Raw genomic sequence first — 15,683 nt, forward strand, 5'->3', positions numbered from 1 at the left:
CCGGCCTGATGCTCCTTCAGAATACCGATGATCTGCTCGTCGCTGAAACGGGAACGCTTCATTCTCTGTCTCCTTCTCCGGAGAACAGACTAACCTCAAACCGAGGACATTCCAGGGGAGCAGGTCACCAGAGTTAGGGTTCCCTTTTGGAAGCCGATAAGGGGTCCCGTTACGACGACTATTGACAGCCATTCTGTGTCCACAGCCTCCCTTGTGGACACAGAATCTCTCATGCGCTTTTCAATGAACAGGTGCAGGGAAATGTGCGCTTACGCTAAGAGTAATCTCGACCAGCTTGCGACAGGCATGGGCCTAACAATAGGCAAGCTGGATGTCCGGTCCAACGACAGGGGGACGTGATAAAGCCACATGCTGCGAAAGCGGCTACCCCCATCGCAGCATGTGACTTCAATAAACAAGCCTTCAGATATTTGCCAGAACAAGCGCTTCGATCGAAGCGACATCCAAGCCAACGGCCTTAAGCACCTGATCGTTTGTGCCGCTCGGCGGTATGGATTCGACGCCGGCCTGAACAAGCTTCGCCTGGATGTCGGACCGCTTGGCGATTTCCCGGCCGATGGCATCGCCCTGACCACCCACAACATAGTGATTGTCAAGGGAGATGACTGTCGAGAAGCCTTCCAGCGCTCCTGCCAGCCAGTCAGAATCGATTGCATTAAGCCAAGGCAGGTTGATGACCTTCACCTCTACGTTTCGCTGTTCGGCAAGGTTTACCGCCGCCTTATAAGCGTTGTTCAACAACACCATGCCGTAAGTAATGATCGCGATGTCCTTGCCTTCGCGCAGAACACTTCCCTGACCCTTCACTGGTTTGTAGCCAGCTGGCAGCTCAAAGGACACGTGAACAGGTACGGAGACAAGCCGCATATAGCTTGAGCCATCGTTGTCATTGACACACCAAGATAGCAGAGGTCCGACCTCCGCTGCACAGGAGGGCTCGACCAGCGTCATGCCCGGCATCGCGGCGAGCGCGGAGATATCACGTACTGACTGATGGGAATGGCCGGGACCGCCCGGAATAACGCCCGCCAGCGATCCGACATAGATGATTTTGGTCTGTTCGGTGCAGTTGTTGTAAATCTGCTCATTCGGACGAGTAGAAAGGAAACAGGCGAAGGAATGAACGACCGGCAGAAGGCCATTAATTGCCATTCCTCCCGCGGTGGACACCATGTCCTGCTCAGCAATGCCGCATTCGAAGAAGCGCTTGGGATAGGCTTCCCGGAAGGGGATGAGACCCGTGTCTAGGACGAGGTCCGCGTCCAGCGCTACCAGCTCAGAATGCTTCCTAGCTTCGGCGAGCAAAGCATCAGAATAGGCTGGGATAAGCTTTTGAACAGTACCAATCGCCGCGGGCGGATTCACGCGCTCCATCTTTTCACAAAGAAGCTGAGCGATGCCCAGCTTCTTGCAGTTGGCGCTCAGCCGCGCCATGATTTCTTGCGCGGCAAGTCGATAGGCATCCGCGTTCGGCGCCCCGCTGTGGTAGGCATATGTATCAACATCGGAATCAAGCGAGGTGTGCTCCATGAAGGAAACGCCCTTGCCCTTAACCGTGTCCGCAATGATGACCTTTGGCCGCGCCTCGCCGTCAAGATTACGGAGAGTTTCACTCAACGCAGAAAGGTCGTTGCCATCAACACGAGCCACGCGCCAACCGAACGATTCGAATTTGGCCTCAAGGTCACCGAGATCGGAAACGTTCTTCACAAAGGTGTCGGATTGCAGCTTGTTATGGTCAACGATGACCACGATTTCCCCAAGACCGCTATTGACCGCGGAACCCAGCGATTCCCAGATCTGACCTTCCTGCAGTTCACCATCTCCGGTGAGTACAAAGACACGGCCCTTCTTGCCGGCGAGACGGTTGGCGGCAACCATACCCTTTGCTTTGGAAATCCCCATTCCAAGCGACCCAGTGTTGGTGACGATCGAAGGCGTACCGACGTCCGGATGTCCTGGCAATCCCTCAATGTCGCGCAGCTTGTGGATCAGATCGAAGGGCAGCTTCTTGAGCGCCATGAGCACAGAGTAGTAGCCGGGCGCATCATGTCCCTTGGAGCTGAAGAAAACATCATCGGTCGTATCGCGTCCGTTGCCCTCTTTCAACTCTTCAAGCAGCAGCCAGCTGAAAATGTCCATCGAAGAAAATGATGAGCCGATGTGGCCTGAGCCAGCTCGCGCGATCATGTAGAGAGCATTCAGACGGCACATATCAGCGAAGAGGCCCGCCACATCAAGCCGCTTGAGGTTTGCATTGCGAACAGCGTCAAACTGGTCGGGCGTGATGTAATATAGCGTGCCTTCTACGGCTTCGCCGATCAGATCTCCCACGGGAAGCTCCTTAATTTAGAATTGGTAGGGCGGAATGGAAATTTGGGTGAGTTCGGCATCGCCGCTCGCAATAATTCGTTCTGCAAGCCACCAATCTTCCGGATTATTGATATCGAAACCCTCAAGATCCTTGCTGACAAACGGAATAATAACGTCCCCGGCAATCGAATTCTTTTCAAGAGCCACCAGCGTCCAGGCGATTTCGAGGCTTGCATCCTGAACGTAGATTTCTGGCAACGAAGCGTATTGGCTTGAATGCCACGGCGTACCATCCGGTTGATTGAACGGCATCAAGGGCAACATGCGATTGCCCCGGATCGACCACATCTTGCCCGGATGCTGCTTGCACTTTTCGACGGCGCGCAGCGAATCGGCCTGTCCATCCCCGGAGAAGGTTGCCCAAGCACGACGTATGGTCTGCGGGAGGCGAAACGGAGAGGTCGGACGCAGGATGCTGAAGGCATCGTAAGTTCGTCCCTGCTGCTCGAGATAACGAAGAAGCCATACGACCCATTCGATATCCGGGGAAGTGTCGCCGGATATCTTCTCATCGCGCAACACCGGCACCTCGGCACCATAATGACGGGCAATATCGGCATATCTCTCACTATCCGTCGCACAGATTACATCCGTGAACACGCCAGACTGTACGGCAGCTTGAATGGAATAGGCCATCACCGGGTGGTTGCCCAATTCCCTGATGTTCTTGTCCTTAACTCGCTTTGAGCCGGAACGCGCCGGTATGAATGCAACAACCCGTTCAGCCATTCTAAATCAATCCTTCGCGGACAAAAAACGAAATGTTCTTCAACTCCGAATATACGTCCAGCGCTTCCGCGCCAGGCTCACGTGTCCCGTTGCCCGAGGCTCCGAAGCCACCGAACGGCATATGCGGTTCACTGCCATAGGTACCGCCATTTATATTTGCAACGCCAGCACGGATGCGCTGAGCAAACCACATAGCCCGATCGACGCTTGTCGTGTGAATGGAGGCAGTCAATCCGTATTCCGTGGCGTTGGCCATTTCGAGTGCGTCCTGCATGGAAGATACAGGATGCAGCGTCGCGACCGGTCCGAAAATTTCCTGCCGGCAGATATCAGCATCTCTCGCCAATCCGTCGATGATCGTCGGCTCGACGTAATATCCGCCAGCGAGACGGTCATCTGTCGGAACACCGCCGCCACAGAGGACTTTGCCGCCCTGCACCTTCGCACCCTCGATCAGCGAGATAACCTTTTCCTGCTGACGCTTGCTGACCACCGGCCCAAGGTTGCAATCGGCGGCAATTCCCAGCTTCAGCGTCTTCGCTTTCGCGAGAAAAGCATCCCGGAATTCGTCATACACCTTTTCAAAGACTAGAAACTTGCTACCGGCAGCACAGCGCTGCCCAGCATTACTAAAGGCCGAAAGGCTCGCCCAGTGGGCGGCGTTTTCAATATTGGCATCGTCGCAGACCACGAAGGGATTTTTGCCGCCCAGTTCCAACGAAACTCGAGCCAATCGCCTGCCTGCTTTTTCGGCGATCTGCCGACCGACCGGGGTCGAGCCAGTAAAACTTATGATCGCTATGCGGGGATCCTCTACGAGACAACTACCTGCCTCACTACCCACACCATGAACAACGTTCAAGACACCAGCAGGCAAACCAGCCTCTGCAGCAATCTCGGCAAATTTGACGGCGATATGAGGCGAATCTTCCGCTGATTTGACGACTGCAGTGTTACCACAAACGAGAGCAGGGAAGATCTTCCATGCAAGATTCGCGGCCGGAGTGTTGGCCGGAACGATCAGCCCGGCCACGCCCAGGGGGCAGCGCACCGTATGACTGTATTTGGCCGGGGTTCCCGAAGTCAGGGAGCGCGCGTAAAGGCGCATTCCCTCACCGGCGAAATACTCGCCCTGCGTGATGGCACCGCCCAATTCGCCCAACGCGTCCTGCGGCGGCTTGCCTGTCTCTTCGGCTATGCAATCAGCCAGTTCCTGCTTGTGCTTCTTCAGCAAATCGACGAAATCACCGATCATCTGACCGCGCTTCACCGGGGTTAACGCAGACCATTCCCCGAAAGCTACCGTCGCAGCAGATATTCCCGCTTCGACATCCGTCGCGTCAGAGGCCGCGAACTGAGACATAACCGCGCCAGTATGAGGATTGAACTTTTCAACCCAGCGGTCGCTTCGAGGGGCCGCTGAAGCGTTATTGATCCAGTTGTAGATCTTCATGTTATCCGTCCGTTAGATTGCCGTCCAGCCGCCATCGAGCACCATGTTGGAGCCTGTCATGTAGCTTGATGCCGGGCTTGCCATAAAAAGGACCGCGCCTGTGTACTCGTCATCCTTTGCCATGCGGCCAATCGGAATACGACCACAGTAAGCCTGAAGGAAATTATCATCCTGATTGTTGAATACACCGGCGATGGTCAGGGTATTCACCCTGACACCTTTCTTCGCCCAGTAGGTTGCTAGGTAGCGCGTAAGGTTCGGGATACCACCCTTCGACGCCGAGTATGCAACAGGCTTGAAGAACACTTCGCCACGCTGCCTCTTATACTCGTAAATCGACTGGTCGGGAGAAACAACGCCGTAAATCGAGGCAATATTGATGATCGAGCCCCTCCCGGCTGCGGCCATCGCGCCACCGAAAACCTGACAGCAGAGAAACACGCCCTTCAGATTGACGTCGATCACCCGGTCCCATGATTCTTCGGGATAATCCTCAAACGGTCCGGTTTCCTCCGGCGGCGCGGAGGGCGGCGAATCCAAGCCAGCGTTGTTGACCAGGACCGTCGGAACGCCAACCGTCGCCTTAATCGAGTTCAGCACGCTCTCCAAACCGGATTTGCTGGTAATATCCGATTCGTAAAAGAAGAACTGCCCCGGATATGAAGCACTCAACTCCTCAATTCGAGAGGAGGGACGAACGTCGAGGCCAATAACCTTGCCGCCGCGGGCCAGAAAGCCCTGTGCATACCGATGCCCGAGCTGTCCGCCTGCGCCGGTAACAACAACAATCTCGTTCTTGACGTCGAAAAGCTGATCAGTCGTCATATCAGTAACTTCCACTAGCGGATTTGATTTTGTGGATCTGGTCGCAGAATTCCCGGACCGCACCATACCCACCTGCTCTTGTCGTCTTGAGAAGCACATAAGGCAGAATGTCTTCGTGGGCATCCGCAACGGCAATAGGAATGCCGGCCAGCTTCAGGGCAGGAATATCATTGATGTCGTTGCCCATGAAGGCAGCATTGGCAGGAGCGACGCCGTATTCGGCACAAATCGAGAGGAACCCTTCCGACTTGTCCTCGACACCCTGACACACTGGAAGCTTCAATTTCTCTGCACGCACACTCACAACCTTGTTCGTCTCGGTCGAGAGAATATGCATGTGAATCCCTATGGAACGAAGCTTGGAGATGCCCAGGCCATCGCTTCGGCTGCAGCGGACAGTCTCGACACCTGTTGCCGCTATCCAGACTGCATTGTCGGTGAAGACGCCGTCGAAATCGAACACAATCAGCTCGACCTTCTCCAAAAGCTTCTCAAAATCCGTCACGATTAAAATGCCCCGTCACAACAGACTGTTCGGCGCCCCATCCAGAGGCTCAGGCGCCGAAACTTATATTGACTCGGCGCGATCAGCCGGACAGCTTTGCATAATCGATCGGATCGCCCTCGGCAAAACCTTCAACCGCCGTCTTCCCGATGACCTGATTGGATTCGCGAACGGGAATGTAGGTCTGACGGAAGATCCGACCAGACAGTTTGTCAATCGTAACTTCTTCACCTGCAGCAATGGCCTGGTTAGCGATCAACGACTTACCAAGCTTTTTGAATACCGGTTCGCTACCGATGTCATCCTTCGGCTTGGGTGGCAGCATTTCAGGTGTGCGCTTGATGTCACGCACGAACTTGCGGAAGCCTTCAGGCTCCAGCGCAAAGCTGTGATCCGTCCCCTTCCATGCGCGGTTTAGCGTCACGTGTTTTTCGAAAACCCTTGCACCCTGCATGTAGGCCACCGGACCAGAAAGTGTTCCGTTGAAGTGGTCAGACGAGCCAATGGTACAGCCGGGGAATTCCTTAATGAGATTGCGGATCTCAGAGAGGCCAAGGCGATTGTGCGCGCAAGGATATTCCGAAACACAGTGCAGGATGGCGATGTCGGCATTGTCGTGCTGCAATAGCGCTTCGACGCTGGACTTTATCTGATCGGCCTTTCCACCACCTACGCTCATCACGACCGGCTTGCCGGTTGCACCGATACGGTGAATGAAGGGCAAGTTGCCAAGATCGAAGGAAGCGATCTTGATGATATCTACATCGATATCCATCAACGCCTCAAGACTGGGCTCGTCGAACGGTGTCGACATAAACTTAATCTCGTACTTCTCGCAATCCTTCTTCAGGATTGGCAGCCACTCAAGCTTCAGTTCCAGAGCTTCGCGGTGTGCGCCATAGGTCGACGCAAATGCGTTCTCGCTAGCGTAATCAGCCTCGTAAGCATCCTGAGAGAACAGATATTTGTTATTGCGGGTCTGAAATTTGACTGCATCAGCACCTGCCATGGCCATGAGCTTGATGTATTCGCGAGCCAGATCCAAATCGCCCTGGTGGTTCTGCCCAACCTCGGCGATAACGAAAGCCCCATTAAGTTCCTTGAACAAAAGTGTCTCCTTGTGTTCTTCTTGTAACTGTTGAATTCCGGCCATGTGTATTCACCGGATGCATCGGACGCCGCTTATATGGTCGGATGACGATATTCCAAACCCAATGCCCCAATCCGTCAGCGCCGCTCGGCATTTCCGAGCCTCATATAGCGGCTGATTATAGGCGTGCCAAGCCGACATCCGCACCGGAAGCGAAGTCATGGGGCCGCTCCAAAGGAAACAGGTCTGCCGTCTCACCCTCAGTTATCATTGGACCTGTTGCCGACTAACGCAATTCATGCCGGGATCGCGTTGCAGTCTGGAGTTCAGCCACGCCATGAGATAGGTCGGGCTGTAGCATGTGCAGAACCGCGAGAAGAGCTCATAGGCAATGGACATTCAAATTCACTGAGGACACGAATGCGAACAACGCTTCCATCGGCACAAAAGTCCGATGTAGAGACGATTCACCGACACCCAAAAGCCCACAGACCCAAGGTCAACAGACAATCGGATCTGTGGCACGATCGCTGATACGAAATTCTCCGAGGGTTAAACTGTGCGAGTACTGCATTTTTTCAAAACCTATTGGCCTGACACGTTCGGAGGCGTCGAGCGGACGATCCACGCCATCGCAAGAGGCGGTCGCAAATATGGTATCGACGCCGAGATTCTTTCCCTGAGCACTAATCCGGAACAAAACTCACTGAATTTTGACGGAAGCTTTGCACATAAAGCAAAACTTGATTTTCAGTTCGCCTCGACTGGTTTTTCGACAGAGGCCTTCAGCCGCTTCAAGGAATTAAGCGCGCAGGCAGACGTAATACACTACCACTTTCCCTGGCCGTTCATGGATCTTGTTCACCTATGGACGAGCCCCAAAGCGGCAACGGTCGTGACCTATCATTCGGACATCGTGAAACAGAAATTTCTACTTCAGCTTTATAAACCGATAATGCATAAATTCTTGGGAAGCGTTGATTGCATCTGCGCCACCTCGCCCGCCTATACTGAAACGAGCCCAGTCCTGAGCGAATACAAGGACAAGACAAGCGTTATACCCCTCGGCCTGGATGAAGCAGATTATCCGCACGCCACCCCCGAGGAGCTCCTTAGATGGCAGCAAAAGTTCAAACATCCGTTCTTCCTGTTCGTGGGCGTCCTTCGATATTACAAGGGCCTGCATACCCTTCTCGTGGCAGCAAAGAAGGTGGACGCTGACATATTGATTGTTGGCGCCGGTCCCATGGAAAAATCGCTGAAAGCAATGAGTGAGCAACTGGGCCTTCACAATGTCCATTTCCTTGGATCATTGCCCGACGCCTCAAAGAGCGCCCTGCTCGAGCTTTGCACTGCGTTCGCATTTCCTTCTCATCTTCGTTCCGAAGCATTTGGCCTGTCGCTGGTCGAGGCGTCCATGTTCGGAAAACCGATGATTTCAACCAATATCGGAACCGGCACAAGTTACGTGAACCTTGACGGCGAAACCGGCTTCGTGGTCAGCCCGGATGACGCCAATGCACTGGCACAGGCGATGCAAGACTGCCTCCAGCAACCGGAGCGAATGCACCAACTAGGCGCAAATGCGCGGAAGAGATTCGAGGCTCAATTCACCGCGGACAAGATGTGCGAACGATACGCCTCAGTCTATGAAGTTGCTCTTCGAAAAAAATCATCCGCCACACGATAAACACCAACTGCGCCCCAAATCGATTTTCAGATTTTGCAGCGCCTGAACCTGGTTAGAGACGGCAACGCACCTCTCGAAAAAGCGAGTTGCTCAGACACTCAGAATGCAGTCATCCTTGGAGCAGCCCGACGATATTTGGAGATTCGCCGAAGGACCGAAGCACACGGCTGTCGTAGTTGGCATGGTCGATCTGTCAGGATGGCCATCAACAAAATAAAGTTTTGGAATTATCAAGATATTTTTGCTTTGGTAAGAATTTGGTGGAGCTAAGCGGGATCGAACCGCTGACCTCTTGCATGCCATGCAAGCGCTCTCCCAGCTGAGCTATAGCCCCAAACCATGGGTCCGGCAGTGCCGGTTCCGGGAACCTGCCGGGCGTGCTGTCCGGCGGGTGGCGGCTTATTACTTCCGGTTTTCGGAGATGGCAAGCCGAAAAATCGCAGACCCGGAAAAGTTTTTGCATTTCCGGGTCCAGGTGTCTGAAAAATCAGACTTCGTCCTCATCGCCCGTAACGCCGATGATGTCGCTCATGTCGTCATCGTCATCGTCTTCATCGGCTTCGAGGAAGGTATCGTCATCATCGTCGTCGAGTTCGACGTCGTCATCGCCCATATCCGGAAGATCGTCGCCGCCGCCGTTGTCGTCAGCGTCTTCGAGGGACACGAGTTCGACTTCCGTGTTTTCGGCATCGACTTCTGCCACTTCCTCTTCTTCAGCCTTCTCCATGATGGAGGCTACAGAAGTTTCTTCGAAATAAGAGAGCGGCCAGCTCTTGCCCGTGTAGGGCGATACGATCGGATCCTTGTTCAGATCATAGAATTTCTTGCCCGTATCCGGGTCGGTCCGCTTGGTGCCAAGTTCTGCTTTCGCCACTGTCGAAGCCTCTTGATGTCTTGAGGAATGTGCCGGCAAGTGCCGTTAATCCGGTCCCTGACCGGTCAAATTGCTAGCGGGGTCCCTTAATCGTTGCAACCCGTTCTGTCAAAGGCAAACTTCACACCGCGTTCCCAGGGCTTTTTGGCAACCGAGGGATGACCATCAAATCGGTTTATGCTAACGAGCGCGGAAATCGGCGCCCATGGCAACCGGCAGGATGCAGCCGGGCATGGTTGGCGCACAAGAATGCCCGATTGGAGGAAACACGTTCATGTCGCATGGAGCCCTGCCCAGACCGGCCATCTCGCGGAAATCGCCCGCCCTGTCCGGTACCATCCGCATTCCCGGCGACAAGTCCATCTCCCATCGCTCCTTCATGTTCGGTGGCCTTGCCTCCGGGCAGACGCGCATTACCGGCCTGCTTGAAGGCGAAGACGTCATCAACACCGGCAAGGCGATGCAGGCGATGGGCGCCAGGATCGTCAAGGACGGAGATACCTGGATCATCGACGGCGTCGGCAATGGCTGCCTGCTCGCACCGGAAGCGCCGCTCGACTTCGGCAATGCCGGCACCGGCTGCCGCCTCACCATGGGTCTGGTCGGCGTCTATGATTTCGACAGCACCTTCATCGGCGACGCCTCCCTTACCAAGCGCCCGATGGGCCGCGTGCTCAATCCGCTGCGTGAAATGGGCGTGCAGGTGAAATCCGCCGAGGGCGACCGCCTGCCGGTAACGCTGCATGGGCCGAAGACGCCAGCCCCGATCACGTATCGCGTGCCGATGGCCTCGGCGCAGGTCAAATCTGCCGTGCTGCTCGCCGGCCTCAATACGCCCGGCATCACCACCGTGATCGAACCGATCATGACCCGCGACCATACGGAAAAGATGCTGCAGGGCTTCGGCGCGAACTTGACGGTCGAAACGGATGCCGAAGGTGTCCGAACGATCCGCATCGAGGGACGCGGCAAGCTCATCGGCCAGGTGATCGACGTGCCGGGCGATCCGTCCTCCACGGCGTTCCCGCTGGTTGCCGCCCTGCTCGTTCCGGGTTCGGACGTCACCATCCTGAATGTGCTGATGAACCCGACGCGCACCGGCCTCATCCTGACGCTGCAGGAAATGGGCGCAGACATCGAAATCCTCAATCCACGGCTGGCCGGCGGCGAGGATGTGGCGGACCTGCGCGTGCGTTCATCCAACCTGAAGGGCGTCACCGTGCCGGAAGATCGCGCACCGTCGATGATCGACGAATATCCGGTGCTCGCCGTCGCGGCCGCCTTTGCCGAGGGGACGACCACCATGCTCGGCCTCGAGGAACTCAGGGTGAAGGAATCGGACCGTCTTTCCGCCGTCGCCGACGGCCTGAAGCTTAACGGCGTCGATTGCGACGAGAGTGAAGCCACCCTCGTCGTTCGCGGCCGGCCTGACGGCAAGGGCCTCGGCAACGCGTCCGGCACGGCGGTCGCCACTCATCTCGACCATCGTATCGCCATGAGCTTCCTGATCATGGGTCTCGTGTCCGAGCATCCGGTAACCGTCGACGACGCCACCATGATCGCCACCAGTTTTCCTGAGTTCATGGACCTGATGAGCGGGCTTGGCGCGAAGATCGAAACCCGCGAAGGCAAGGCTGCATGAGCACCTCCTTCACGGTCGCCATCGATGGACCGGCAGCGGCCGGCAAGGGAACTCTGTCCCGGCAGATCGCCTCGCATTACGGTTTTCATCATCTGGATACCGGGCTGACCTACCGTGCCGTCGCCAAGGCTCTGCTCGATGCCGGCCAGCCGCTGGATAACGAGACGGTCGCCGAAGAGACGGCGCTTGCGATCGACCTGGCCGGACTCGATCGTTCCGTTCTTTCGCAACACCAGATCGGCGAGGCCGCCTCGAAGATCGCCGTCATGCCGAAGGTCCGGCGGGCGCTCGTCGAGGCGCAGCGCAAGTTTGCAGCAAAGACGCCCGGCACCGTACTCGACGGCCGCGACATCGGCACCGTCGTCTGCCCGGAAGCGCCGGTAAAACTCTATGTTACCGCATCGCCCGAGGTTCGCGCCAGACGGCGTTATGACGAGATCGTCTCAGGCGGCGGCAGCGCCGATTTCGACGCCGTCTTTGCTGACGTGAAGAAGCGCGACGAGCGGGACATGGGCCGGGCCGACAGCCCTCTGAAGCCCGCGAACGATGCGCACTTGCTTGATACGTCGGAAATGAGTATAGAGGCGGCGTTTCAGGCGGCCCGAACCTTTATCGATGCTGCCCTGAAGACATAATCGATACGGAACCCGGCCAGCCGGTTTCCGCAAAGACCAGCCGAAACGAACGTCCCCGCGCCGGACAGCCCTTCACGAAGGGCGGACGATCTTTCTGGCCATGTACAACTCGAACCCCCGGTGCATACCGCGTCCAGATTGGATGCGACTAGGAGATTTCATGTCTGTTTCTACCCCTACGCGCGATGATTTCGCAGCAATGCTCGAAGAGTCGTTTGCCAAGACCGATCTGGCAGAAGGCTATGTCACCAAGGGCATTATCACGGCCATCGAGAAGGACGTCGCTATCGTTGACGTCGGCCTCAAGGTCGAAGGCCGCATCGCGCTCAAGGAATTCGGCGCACGGGCCAAGGACGGTTCGCTGAAGGTCGGCGACGAAGTCGAGGTCTATGTCGAGCGCATCGAAAACGCTCTCGGCGAAGCCGTTCTGTCGCGCGAGAAGGCTCGCCGCGAAGAAAGCTGGATCAAGCTCGAAGCCAAGTTCGAAGCTGGCGAGCGTGTTGAAGGCGTCATCTTCAACCAGGTCAAGGGTGGCTTCACCGTCGATCTCGACGGCGCTGTTGCCTTCCTGCCGCGTTCGCAGGTCGACATCCGTCCGATCCGCGACGTCACCCCGCTGATGCACAACCCGCAGCCCTTCGAAATCCTTAAGATGGACAAGCGTCGCGGCAACATCGTTGTTTCGCGCCGTACGGTTCTCGAAGAGTCCCGCGCAGAGCAGCGTTCTGAAATCGTTCAGAACCTCGAAGAAGGCCAGGTTGTTGACGGCGTCGTCAAGAACATCACCGATTACGGTGCGTTCGTTGACCTCGGCGGCATCGACGGCCTGCTGCACGTTACCGACATGGCATGGCGCCGCGTCAACCATCCGTCGGAGATCCTGTCCATCGGCCAGCAGGTCAAGGTTCAGATCATCCGCATCAACCAGGAAACCCACCGCATCTCGCTCGGCATGAAGCAGCTCGAGTCGGATCCGTGGGATGGCATTGCCGCCAAGTACCCGGTCGGCAAGAAGATTTCCGGCACCGTCACGAACATCACCGACTACGGTGCATTCGTCGAGCTGGAGCCGGGCATCGAAGGCCTGATCCACATCTCGGAAATGTCCTGGACCAAGAAGAACGTACACCCCGGCAAGATCCTGTCCACGAGCCAGGAAGTCGACGTCGTCGTTCTCGAAGTCGATCCGTCCAAGCGCCGTATCTCGCTTGGCCTCAAGCAGACGCTGGAAAACCCGTGGCAGGCATTCGCCTATAGCCACCCGGCCGGCACCGAAGTTGAAGGCGAAGTCAAGAACAAGACCGAATTCGGCCTGTTCATCGGCCTTGAAGGCGATGTCGACGGCATGGTTCACCTCTCCGACCTCGACTGGAACCGTCCGGGCGAACAGGTCATCGAGGAGTACAACAAGGGTGACGTGGTCAAGGCTGTCGTTCTCGATGTCGACGTCGAGAAGGAACGCATCTCGCTCGGCATCAAGCAGCTCGGCCGCGATTCGGTCGGCGAAGCTGCCGCCTCCGGCGACCTGCGCAAGAACGCTGTCGTTTCGTGCGAAGTCATCGCCATTAACGACGGTGGCGTGGAAGTGAAGCTCGTCAACCACGAGGACATCACCTCCTTCATCCGCCGCAACGATCTGGCCCGTGATCGCGATGATCAGCGTCCGGAGCGTTTCTCGGTCGGTCAGGTGTTCGACGCCCGCGTGACGAACTTCTCCAAGAAGGACCGCAAGGTCATGCTTTCGATCAAGGCGCTCGAAATCGCTGAAGAGAAGGAAGCCGTCGCACAGTTCGGTTCTTCCGACTCTGGCGCTTCGCTCGGCGACATCCTGGGCGCAGCCCTGAAGAACCGCAACGCCGAATAAGGCTAGGGTTCAATACGTATCAGAAAGCCCGCCGATCGCATGATCGGCGGGCTTTTTTCGTTCGAGCCGGAACGTTCGCTGCAGGTCAGGCCCAGTTGGCCATACGATGGTAAAGATCGGCTACGGGCAGGCCATCCGCCATATCGGCCGCGAGCAGGGGCACGGGACCATCGGGTTTGCTTTCTGCTACGGGCGAAGGCTCGGCCGGAACGTCTTCCTGCGTGGCGGCTTCTCCTTCAGCCTCGCCCTGACCCTTTCCGCTTTCGTCGTCCGGCTCGGAGCGGTCGTCACCATGCTCGCCATCTTCCTCCTCGTAGCGGTGCCTCAGTTCCTTTTCGTCCTCGACATATTCATCCTGCGCCATCAGATAGTTGATGACAGGCAGAGGCACGCCCTCACGAAGCATCATGCTCTGGCGCAAGGCCTCATGATCACTATCGTTCGTGACAGGCATCGCGGCTAGGTTTTCAATTCTTGCACCGTGCGGGGTACTGGCCGTCGCCTGATCGGGTTCATCGCCGCCAGGTGCCTGTAGCGCCGGCTGCGCAGCGTCGCTCCTTGCCATGCTGGAAGCGCGATGCGCTGCATCGAAGGGTGTCTGATCGTCATCCGCCTCGCCGGCTGGAGCCGGCAGCGCAGATGCTGCAAGCCCGTCATGGTCTCCCTCTTCCGCGGACTGCGGCAACAGTTCCGCCGGATTCGGGACAAGCGTCCTCATAACCGTGTCCTTCCAGCTCCTCAGAGCGTTGAACGCCTGATCGGCGACGCCATCGGCGGCATCCTGAAGTCCGCCCTGCGTGGCCGCGATTTCTGGATCCGCGTCCGGGGTCCGCTGAACACTGCTCTGCTGCGTGACCTCCTTTGACGGTATCGCACGAGAAGCATCGGACACCGATCGCGCCGCGTCTGCCGGGACCGGAGTTGCACGCGCCGAAGCCGGCGAGGTCTCGGGCTCGTCGCCGAAATCAAAATTATGGCGAAGGCGATCCTGCAATGTCCGGATATCATCCGCATCGGTATCCGCGGTGCCTTGGGCGGCGGCGGTGCTGCGCGTGAGGTTGGCACTGTCCGTGGCGACTGCCGGCTTCATGGCGTTGCGCACAGTGTCGCTGCTCATGTCACGGTCCGGGCGCGAACGCGCCATGGCATCCCTGCCGACCGGCTGGGCGACATCCTCTGCCAATCCCTCCTCCGGCGGAGCCGGCGGCTGGTTCGCTGCCTGCAAGGCTGACGGTTTCGATGACTGCGGCGGCGTGGGGACAGGCTGCTGCGGCAGAGGCCCCATCGCCTGCTTCTGCTCGCCGGCATTCTGGCGATAGGACGTCACGGCCGAGCGGGCGGCGAGATCGCGATCCTTGTTGCGATGGAGCTCCAGATAGATCGACAGCATGGCAGCCTCGGGGCCGGTCGGATTGCGGAACGCCTCGATCAGCGTGCGAAGCTGCAGGCCGCCGAACAGCTGGGCGAGCTGGCGTTGAACGGTCTGCCGATCCTCCGGCGACAGGCTCGCGAGCGTCTGGAAAAGGCGCGTGGCATAGCCGCCCAGGCTTTCACCGTCGTTGCGCTCGACCTTCATGGTACGGCCAAGCAGGTCGATCAGGGAAGCAAGATTCTGCGACGTGCGCTCCTGCTCCTGGCCGGACAGCAGCAGCATGTTGAGACGGCCGGCGATTGCGCTGTTCTGTTCGAGGCCCTGGGCTGCGGGCTGCGCGCTTGTTGCCGAGCGGGCAGCGCTCTCGATCAACGTCTCCTGCGGTTTCCTGGAGTCGGGATAGGACGTTCCGGAATTCGAAATTGCCTGAACCGGAGGCAGCATGGGAACTCCTCTTCATGCAAAGATTGCAGGGAAACATCGGCAATTCGAAACCGCGCACGCGGTGGCCCCGTCCCGCCAGGCCATCCTGCCGGTGGGCTTCAAGAATAGGGGAGATCGCCAGTCTAGTAGGCTTGATGATGCCTGCGAGACGTAAACAATTCGCTAA

General features: G+C 57.3%; 12 protein-coding genes and 1 tRNA gene. 4 read left to right on the plus strand and 9 right to left on the minus strand.

What is annotated here, in order from left to right; genetic code table 11:
* Positions 1–423: 423 nt before the first annotated feature.
* The 6 genes from NBH21_RS24770 to NBH21_RS24795 form a co-directional block, all read right to left on the minus strand.
* Complete coding sequence (locus NBH21_RS24770) at positions 424–2,355, minus strand: transketolase C-terminal domain-containing protein (protein WP_250912858.1); 1,932 nt, start codon at positions 2,353–2,355, stop codon at positions 424–426.
* A gap of 15 nt (positions 2,356–2,370) precedes the next feature.
* On the minus strand, positions 2,371–3,123 hold the full coding sequence (locus tag NBH21_RS24775) for an acylneuraminate cytidylyltransferase family protein (protein ID WP_250912857.1): 753 nt from the start codon (positions 3,121–3,123) through the stop codon (positions 2,371–2,373).
* A gap of 1 nt (position 3,124) precedes the next feature.
* Positions 3,125–4,576, minus strand: coding sequence for an aldehyde dehydrogenase family protein (locus tag NBH21_RS24780; RefSeq protein WP_250912856.1), 1,452 nt, complete (start codon positions 4,574–4,576; stop codon positions 3,125–3,127).
* Positions 4,577–4,588: 12 nt separating this feature from the next.
* A complete protein-coding gene (locus tag NBH21_RS24785; protein WP_250912855.1) occupies positions 4,589–5,401 on the minus strand; it encodes an SDR family oxidoreductase in 813 nt (270 codons plus the stop codon).
* 1 nt (position 5,402) lies between these two features.
* Complete coding sequence (locus tag NBH21_RS24790) at positions 5,403–5,906, minus strand: KdsC family phosphatase (RefSeq protein WP_250912854.1); 504 nt, start codon at positions 5,904–5,906, stop codon at positions 5,403–5,405.
* Between the two features lie 82 nt (positions 5,907–5,988).
* Positions 5,989–7,059, minus strand: coding sequence for an N-acetylneuraminate synthase family protein (locus NBH21_RS24795; RefSeq protein ID WP_250912853.1), 1,071 nt, complete (start codon positions 7,057–7,059; stop codon positions 5,989–5,991).
* A 496-nt stretch (positions 7,060–7,555) separates the two neighbouring features.
* Between NBH21_RS24795 and NBH21_RS24800 the strand changes: the two genes are divergently transcribed.
* A complete protein-coding gene (locus tag NBH21_RS24800; protein WP_250912852.1) occupies positions 7,556–8,686 on the plus strand; it encodes a glycosyltransferase family 4 protein in 1,131 nt (376 codons plus the stop codon).
* A gap of 258 nt (positions 8,687–8,944) precedes the next feature.
* Here the strand turns inward: NBH21_RS24800 and NBH21_RS24805 are convergent.
* Both NBH21_RS24805 and NBH21_RS24810 read right to left on the minus strand, forming a co-directional pair.
* Positions 8,945–9,020: transfer RNA gene (locus tag NBH21_RS24805), tRNA-Ala, on the minus strand.
* A gap of 153 nt (positions 9,021–9,173) precedes the next feature.
* Complete coding sequence (locus NBH21_RS24810; protein ID WP_250912851.1) at positions 9,174–9,560, minus strand: TIGR02300 family protein; 387 nt, start codon at positions 9,558–9,560, stop codon at positions 9,174–9,176.
* 274 nt (positions 9,561–9,834) lie between these two features.
* On the opposite strand from NBH21_RS24810, the gene aroA reads away from it, so the two are divergent.
* The 3 genes from aroA (at position 9,835) to rpsA (ending at position 13,701) form a co-directional block, all read left to right on the plus strand.
* Positions 9,835–11,202, plus strand: coding sequence for a 3-phosphoshikimate 1-carboxyvinyltransferase (gene aroA / locus NBH21_RS24815; protein WP_250912850.1), 1,368 nt, complete (start codon positions 9,835–9,837; stop codon positions 11,200–11,202).
* Positions 11,199–11,837, plus strand: coding sequence for a (d)CMP kinase (gene cmk, locus NBH21_RS24820; RefSeq protein WP_250912849.1), 639 nt, complete (start codon positions 11,199–11,201; stop codon positions 11,835–11,837). Before aroA ends, cmk begins: the two co-directional genes overlap by 4 nt.
* A 160-nt stretch (positions 11,838–11,997) precedes the next feature.
* The gene (gene rpsA, locus NBH21_RS24825) at positions 11,998–13,701 is read left to right on the plus strand and encodes a 30S ribosomal protein S1 (protein WP_250912848.1); all 1,704 of its coding nucleotides are present in this window, start codon (positions 11,998–12,000) and stop codon (positions 13,699–13,701) included.
* A gap of 85 nt (positions 13,702–13,786) precedes the next feature.
* On the opposite strand, the gene NBH21_RS24830 is transcribed toward rpsA, so the two are convergent.
* Positions 13,787–15,517, minus strand: coding sequence for a hypothetical protein (locus NBH21_RS24830; protein WP_250912847.1), 1,731 nt, complete (start codon positions 15,515–15,517; stop codon positions 13,787–13,789).
* Between the last annotated feature and the right edge of the window lie 166 nt (positions 15,518–15,683).

The sequence above is a fragment of the Ciceribacter sichuanensis genome (genome assembly GCF_024055605.1).
Lineage (GTDB): Bacteria > Pseudomonadota > Alphaproteobacteria > Rhizobiales > Rhizobiaceae > Allorhizobium > Allorhizobium sichuanense.